Source organism: Cryobacterium sp. TMT3-29-2 (genome assembly GCF_004564305.1).
Lineage (GTDB): Bacteria > Actinomycetota > Actinomycetes > Actinomycetales > Microbacteriaceae > Cryobacterium > Cryobacterium sinapicolor.
On the sequence record NZ_SOGK01000115.1, the window covers coordinates 80,667 to 88,113 of the forward strand.

The following is a 7,447-nucleotide window of genomic DNA, read 5'->3' on the forward strand; positions in this document are numbered from 1 at the left end:
CGTCGAATTGGTTCAGCGTCAGACACTCATTCAGCTCGGCTGGTGTCCTGCCAGAGCCGGGCGAGCACGACCGACGCCGGTTCGTCCCGTGCAGCGCGGAACCCGGTTCCGGCCCAGAGGGCAAGCCCGTCGGGGTCTCCGCGTCGACCCGCATCCGCCCGGAGGCCGCTCGTGAGGTGGTGCACCTGGGGATACGCCCGGGGCGCGGTGGTGTCGTGCTCGGCGATGAACGCGTTGCGCAGCCCCCGCGCCGGACGCCCGGAGAACGCGCGCGTGACCACGGTGCGATCGAAGTTCGGGTTGACGAGAGCGTCCTTGTGCGCCTGGTGAGCGCCGGACTCCTCGGTGCGGAGGAACGCCGTGCCCAGTTGCACGGCATGCGCTCCGGCCGCTAGGAGCGCCGCGATCCCGGCGCCGGAGCGGATGCCCCCGGCCGCGATGAGCGGAAGCTTCGACAGTTCCAGAATGGCGGAGATCAGGTCCGGCAGAGGAGTGGTCCCCGGTTCCTCGGCCGTCGTGAAGGTCGCCCGGTGTCCGCCTGCCTCCGGACCCTGCACGCAGAGCACGTCGACTCCGCGTTCCGCCGCGAGCACCGCCTCCCGAACCGAGGTGACGGTGGCGATCACGCATGAGTCGACGGCGTGAAGCCCGTCCACCGCCTCGGCCGGCGGCAACCCGAAGGTGAACGACACCACGGGGACCTGTTGCTCGATGAGAAGGGCCACCTTGCCGGAGAACCCGTCATCGTCCGCGTCCCGGGTCGGGGGCAATCCCACACCGTGCTCCCGTGCTGTCCCCTCCAGTTCCTGGCGGTAGGCCTCGACTCCGGTCCGATCGGTGAGCGGTGGCGCGGGGACGAACACGTTTACGCCGAACGGTCGTCGTGAACTCCGCTGCACATCGGTGATCTGCCAGGCCAGCGCATCCGGGGTCTTGTACCCCGCGGCGAGGAAGCCGAGGCCGCCCTCCGCGCTGACGCTGCGCACGAGCTCTGGGGTGGATGCGCCACCGGCCATGGGCGCGGCGATGATCGGAACGTGAAGGTCTGTCAGGCTGAACATGGTCTCTCCCCAGTGTTTGGTGCGTGCTGCGCAGTGCGTATGGTGTGTCCGTGCTAGCAGTACGGCTAGCCCGCCGCCAGGAGCGCCGCCCAGAGGTCGGCGCGGGCGTGGAAGGCTCCCAGGTCGCGGCCGAGCAGCTGCTCGGCGTGGCTGATCCGGGCACGAACGGTGTGCCGGTGCACGCCGAGTTCCGTCGCGGCCGGGCCGAACTGGCCGTTGTGCTCGAGCCAGACCCGCAGGGTCGGGAGGAGGGCGGTGCCGTGCGAGGCATCGTGGTCCGAGAGCGGCTGGAGGGTGGCGCGGCCGACTTCCGAGGCATCAGTTCGGGCCAGGAAGGCGAGCACCCCCTGTCGCGAGATGACCTCGAAGTCGACGATTCCGACCGCACCCTCGTGGGCGCGCTCGAGCGCCTGCCGGGCCTGGACCACCGCATGCGGCAGGGCGCCGTAGTCGCTCCGGTCGGAGACGCCCACGTGCAGGCCGAAGCCCACCAGTTCGGTGAGCAGCGGCTCGACGGCGGGGTCGACGACCAGCAGCATCTGGCGGCCGTCGCGGGCGAAGAAAAGGTGTCCGGGGCGCTCCTCGACCCGCAGTTCGAGCAGTTCGGCGAGGGCGTCCAGGCGCTCGGGCGGCGGGGAGAGTACGGCGACCCGCACCGGCTCGGCCGGAAGGGTGCCCCAGAGCTCCCGGGAGATTCTCTGCACCAGCGGCAGCTCGCCGCCGAGCAGCGCCTGCAGCAGCCCGGACCTCAGGTGCCCGCGGGCGCGATCCTGGGCGCTGTTCTGCTCGAGCGCGAGCCCGGCGAGGGCGACGACGCTGGTCACCACCTGTTGGCTGGCCTGGTCGAGTTCGGTGGCACCGCCGAGGGCCAGCACCCCGCGCAGTCGGCCCTGCCGCCCCAGCGTCTGCAGGGTCAGCGTCTCGCCGCCCTCGTCGAGGGTGGTGCCGGCCCGTTGCCCGCGACGGAGCAGGCGGCCGGCCTCCGCCTGCACCTGCGGCAGGGCCGGGGAGGCGTCGGCGCCGGAGAATGCGTCGCGGGGGAAGACCCGGTCGAGCGCGCCGCCCGCGTCGAAGAGCGCCACCCAGTGGCCTAGCTGCCGGGACAGCTCGCTGAGGATGTTGCTCAGGCCGTCGGGTCGCAGGGCCGCGTGCGAGATGGCGCGTTGGGCACCCTGAGCCCAGGTGTTGCGGGCGTAGCGCAACTCGGCGACCAGGTCGCCAGCCGCGCGGGCCACCGCGATGAAAGGTGTGTCGTAGGGCACCTCGACCAGCGTGAGCCCTTCGGCCAGGCAGGCCGCGACGAGGGCCTCCGGTGTGCCGGCGCGTACGACCTCGGTGCCGAAGCCGAGACAGGCGATTCCGCGGGCCGTGAGCCGGCGAACATAGTCGCGGTAGTAGGCATCCGTCGCCGGGTCGGCGAACTGGGTGCCGGTGGTGAGCAGCACCTGGCTGGCAGAGAGGAAGGGCGTCGGGTCGCCCAGGTCGGAGCTGTGCACCCACTCCACGGGCTGGTCGAGCGCGTGGGCGGGTAGCTCCTGCTCGGAAGTGAGCAGCCGCAGCTGGAGCCCGGGCTGGGCCAGCAGACGGCGCAGGGTGGGCAGAGGCGGCGGTGCCGTAGACGGAGCCATGCGACGAGTGTACACGGTGGCGAAAGGTCACGAGGGAGTTGTACACGGTGGCGGATGCCGTGGGTGGTCGCCCTGCGTAACCTTCTGGAATTGGCATTGCCGCCGGCCCCTCGCCGATGCGACAGCCAGAGAACTGGAGCAGCCGTGACCCTCGTAGACGCCCTTTCCGTGATCCCGGTCGGTGGACCGTCCCTTCCCCAGGAACGACGCCTGGTCACCGCCATCCCCGGCCCGAAGTCCCAGGAGCTCAGCCGTCGTAAGAGCGAGGCCGTCTCCGCCGGCGTCGGCGTCACCCTGCCTGCCTACATCGTCGCGGCCGGCGGCGGCGTGCTCGTGGACGTCGACGGCAACTCGCTGATCGACCTCGGCAGCGGTATCGCCGTGACCGGCATCGGCAACAGCGCCCCCGAGGTCGTGGCGGCCGTGGCGGCGCAGCTCGCCCAGTTCACGCACACCTGCTTCACCGTCACGCCCTACGACTCCTACATCGAGGTGGCTGAGACGCTCAACCGGATCACTCCGGGCGACCACGCGAAGCGCAGCGCCCTGTTCAACTCCGGCGCCGAGGCCGTGGAGAACGCCGTCAAGATCGCCCGCCACTACACCGGCAAGCAGGCCGTCGTCGCGTTCGACCACGCCTATCACGGCCGCACCACCCTGACCATGGGTTTGACCGCGAAGAACCTCCCCTACAAGAACGGCTTCGGCCCGTTCGCCGCGGAGATCTACCGCGCACCGACGTCGTACCCCTACCGCGACGCCGGCCTCGACGGTGTCGGGGCCGCGAAGCGGGCCATCGCCCAGATCGAGAAGCAGATCGGTGCCGACAACCTGGCCGCGCTGATCATCGAGCCTATCCAGGGTGAGGGCGGCTTCATCGTGCCCGCGCCCGGCTTTCTGCCCACCCTGGTGGACTGGTGCCGCGCCAACCGGGTCGTATTCATTGCCGACGAGGTGCAGACCGGCTTCGCCCGGACCGGCGATTTGTTCGCCAGCAACCATGAGGGCATCGTGCCCGACATCATGGTGCTGGCCAAGGGCATCGCCGGCGGACTGCCGCTGTCCGCCGTCACCGGCCGCGCTGAGATCATGGACGCACCTCAGGTCGGCGGCATCGGCGGCACCTACGGCGGGAACCCGCTCGCCTGCGCCGCGGCCCTGGCCACCATGCACAGCTACGAGACCGAGAATCTGGCCCTGCGCGCCCGCGAAATCGGCGCCATCCTGACCGGCCGGCTGAACGCCATCCGAACCGTCGACAAGCGCGTGGGGGATGTGCGCGGCCGCGGCGCCATGATCGCCATCGAAATGGTCGACCCGGTGACCGGCGACCCGGATGCCGCCCTCACCGGCCGCGTCGTGGCGGCCGCCCACGCGCAGGGCGTCGTGCTGCTCACCTGCGGCACCTACGGCAACGTGATCCGCTTCCTGCCGCCGCTGAGCATCCCCGACGACCTCCTCGTCGAGGGTCTGCAGGTGCTGGGGAGCGTACTCGCCGCCGCCTGAAACCGGTCCCGGCGGTCTGCTGCCCGCGCTCGACGGGGGTACAGGGCGATCAGTCATACTGGGGGAACGCCGCGGCGAAGGGTGGCGGAAACGCACCTGCTGCACCGCTACCCCTGATCACACCCCATTCGCATCACCCGCATCGCATCACCCGCATCGCATCGGAAAGAGACTCATCGTGTCCACTCGTGAAACCGAACTGCTCGCCCGCGTCCCGGACGGCCTCTACATCAACGGCACCTGGCAGCAGGGCGGCGGCGCCGCCATCGAGGTCACCGATCCGGCGACCGGTGCCGTGCTCAAACGGATCGCGAACGCGGATGCCGCTGATGGCATCCGTGCCCTCGACGCGGCCGTCGAGGCGGCCGAGTCCTGGGCGGCGACCGCGCCGCGTGCGCGGGCGGAGATTCTGCGCCGGGCCTTCGACCTGCTGCAGGAGCGCCGTGACGACTTCGCCCTGCTGATGACCATGGAGATGGGCAAGCCTCTCGCCGAGGCCAATGGTGAGGTCACCTACGGCGGTGAGTTCCTGCGCTGGTTCAGCGAGGAGGCCGTGCGCGTCGGCGGCCGCTACGGGTTGAACCCGGAGGGCACCGGCACGATGGTCGTCTCCCAGCACCCGGTCGGCCCGTGCCTGCTGATCACCCCGTGGAACTTCCCGCTGGCCATGGCCACTCGCAAGATCGCCCCCGCGCTCGCCGCCGGTTGCACGGTCGTCGTGAAGCCCGCCGAACTGACCCCGCTGACCACCCTCTTCTTCGTGCAGCTGCTCGAAGACGCGGGGGTGCCGGCCGGCGTCGTCAACGTGATCACCACGTCGACGTCCTCCGCCGTGGCCGGGCCGATCATCGCCGACCCGCGTCTGCGCAAACTCAGCTTCACCGGTTCGACCCCGGTCGGCCGCAAGCTCATCCAGCAGGCCTCCGAGGGTGTGCTGCGCACCTCGATGGAGCTCGGCGGCAACGCTCCATTCGTCGTCTTCGAAGACGCCGACCTGGACAAGGCCGTCGAGGGTGCGATGCTCGCCAAGTTCCGCAACATCGGTCAGGCCTGCACCGCGGCGAACCGCTTCATCGTGCACGAGGCCGTCGCCGCCGAATTCGCTCGGCGCCTCACCGAGCGAGTCGGCGCGCTGAAGATCGGCCGTGGCACCGAGACCGGCGTCACCATCGGCCCGCTCGTGAGCGAGAGTGCCGTCGCCGGCACCGACGCCCTCGTGCAGGACGCACTGGCCCTGGGCGCCACCCTGCTCGCCGGCGGCAAGCGCCCCGAAGGCCCCGGCTCCTTCTACGAGCCGACCGTGCTGACCAATGTGGCCCCGGCCAGCGCCATCCTGACCGAGGAGATCTTCGGCCCGGTCGTCGGCATCGTCACCTTCGCCGACGAGGCCGAGGGTGTGCGCCTGGCCAATTCCACCGAGTACGGCCTGATCAGCTACGTCTTCACCCAGGACCTCGCTCGCGGGCAGCGGATGATCGCCAAGCTTGAAACCGGAATGATGGGCCTGAACACGGGCCTGGTCTCCAATGCAGCGGCACCGTTCGGCGGGGTCAAGCAGTCCGGTCTGGGCCGCGAGGGCGGGCTCGAGGGCATCCAGGAGTACCTGTCCACCAAGTACACCCTCATCCCGGTCTCCTGACCGGTCGCGTCACCCGCGTCACCTGCACAATCATTTCCCTCTCCCCACTTGAAGAACGCACTGGAGCACTCCGTGAGCATCATCGAACGTGACATCGTCATCATTGGCGCCGGCGCAACGGGCCTGACCGCCGCGACCGAGCTGCGGAAGGCCGGCCTGACCGTGGCCGTCCTCGAAGCGCGCGATAGGGTCGGCGGCCGGCTCCACACCGACGACATCGAGGGCGCCATGCTCGAGATCGGCGGCCAATGGGTCTCGCCCGACCAGGACGCGCTCAAGGAGACCATCGCCGAGCTGGGCCTCGAGACCTTCGCGCGGTACCGCGAGGGCGAAAGCGTCTACATCAACGCGTCGGGGGAGCGCACCCGGTTCGAGGGGGAGATCTTCCCCGTCTCGGCCGCCACCGAGCGCGAGATGGTCGCCCTGATCGGCACCCTTGACGAACTCGTGGCCCAGATGGACCCCGACCGCCCGTGGGCGCACCCGCGCGCCGTCGAACTCGACCAGATCTCCTTCCGCCGCTGGCTGGAGCAGGAGACCGACGACCAGGAAGCCCGCGACAACATCAGCCTGTTCATCGCGGGTGCCATGCTGACCAAGCCGGCCCACGCCTTCTCCACCCTGCAAGCGCTGCTGATGGCGGCCAGCGCCGGCAGCTTCAGCAACCTCGTCGACGCCGACTTCATCCTCGACGAGCGGGTCGTGGGCGGCCTGCAGCGGGTGCCGATCCTGCTGGCCGAGAACCTCGGCGGCGACGTCTTCCTCGGCCAGGCCGCGCGCACCGTTCGTTGGCGCGACGCCGGGGTGACCGTGCTCACCGACGACCTCGAGGTGCGCGCGCGCCGCGTGATCGTGGCCGTGCCACCCGTGCTCTACACTCGGATCTCGTTCGACCCGCCGCTGCCGCGCCGCCAGCAGATGATGCACCAGCACCTGTCGATGGGCTTCGTGATCAAGGTGCACGCGGTCTACGAGACCCCGTTCTGGCGGGAGGACGGCCTCTCCGGCACGGCCTTCAGCCCCTACGAGCTCTCCCACGAGGCCTACGACAACACCAACTTCGGCGACCCGCGCGGTACCCTGGTCGGTTTCGTCTCCGATGAGGCCGCCGACGGCGTGTTCACCGTGTCGGCCGAGGAACGAAAGCAGCGCATCCTCACCTCGCTCTCGCACTACTTCGGTGAGAAGGCGCTGACGCCGGTCGTCTACTACGAGAGCGACTGGGGCACCGAGGAGTGGACCCGCGGCGCCTACGCGGCCAGCTTCGACCTGGGTGGACTCGCCCGTTTCGGCGCGGATCTGCGCACCCCGGTCGGCCCGATCTTCTTCTCCTGCAGCGACCTCGCCGGAAAGGGCTACCAGCACGTCGACGGTGCCATTCGAATGGGACGCCAGTCGGCCGCGGAGATCGTCGCCGAGCTCGACAGGTAGGGCCGGCGCGGCGGCATCCGTCCGGTCAGGGTGCGCCGGGAGCGAGCAACGGGACCGGTTCGGTGCCGCTAGTTGTACTTCCCATTGACGTTGTGAACGCGGTCGATGGGTGATTTGCCGCCGATGCCGGTATGGGGCCTGTGGTGATTGTAGCTATGGATCCAGTCTTGGTATGCGTCGGC

6 protein-coding genes are annotated in these 7,447 nt (G+C 70.0%); 3 read left to right on the top strand and 3 right to left on the bottom strand.

The features are described from left to right. Window positions 1-26: 26 nt before the first annotated feature. A complete protein-coding gene (locus E3O67_RS13250) occupies window positions 27-1,061 on the bottom strand; it encodes a nitronate monooxygenase (protein ID WP_135102908.1) in 1,035 nt (344 codons plus the stop codon). Window positions 1,062-1,126: 65 nt separating this feature from the next. Next, window positions 1,127-2,689 carry a PucR family transcriptional regulator gene (locus E3O67_RS13255; RefSeq protein ID WP_135102909.1) on the bottom strand — a complete coding sequence of 521 codons (1,563 nt, stop codon included), beginning with the start codon at window positions 2,687-2,689 and terminating at the stop codon, window positions 1,127-1,129. Window positions 2,690-2,833: 144 nt separating this feature from the next. On the opposite strand from E3O67_RS13255, the gene gabT reads away from it, so the two are divergent. From gabT to E3O67_RS13270, 3 genes are all read left to right on the top strand, one after another. Further along, window positions 2,834-4,195, top strand: a complete 1,362-nt coding sequence (gabT, locus tag E3O67_RS13260; RefSeq protein ID WP_134430287.1) for a 4-aminobutyrate--2-oxoglutarate transaminase — start codon at window positions 2,834-2,836, stop codon at window positions 4,193-4,195. A gap of 175 nt (window positions 4,196-4,370) precedes the next feature. Then, window positions 4,371-5,834: an NAD-dependent succinate-semialdehyde dehydrogenase gene (locus tag E3O67_RS13265; protein ID WP_198417186.1), complete on the top strand. Its 1,464-nt coding sequence runs from the start codon at window positions 4,371-4,373 to the stop codon at window positions 5,832-5,834. 60 nt (window positions 5,835-5,894) lie between these two features. After that, on the top strand, window positions 5,895-7,265 hold the full coding sequence (locus E3O67_RS13270; RefSeq protein WP_135102913.1) for an NAD(P)/FAD-dependent oxidoreductase: 1,371 nt from the start codon (window positions 5,895-5,897) through the stop codon (window positions 7,263-7,265). A gap of 68 nt (window positions 7,266-7,333) precedes the next feature. On the opposite strand, the gene E3O67_RS13275 is transcribed toward E3O67_RS13270, so the two are convergent. Then, window positions 7,334-7,447: integrase core domain-containing protein (locus E3O67_RS13275; protein ID WP_167726638.1), on the bottom strand; the 114-nt coding region annotated here is incomplete at its 5' end.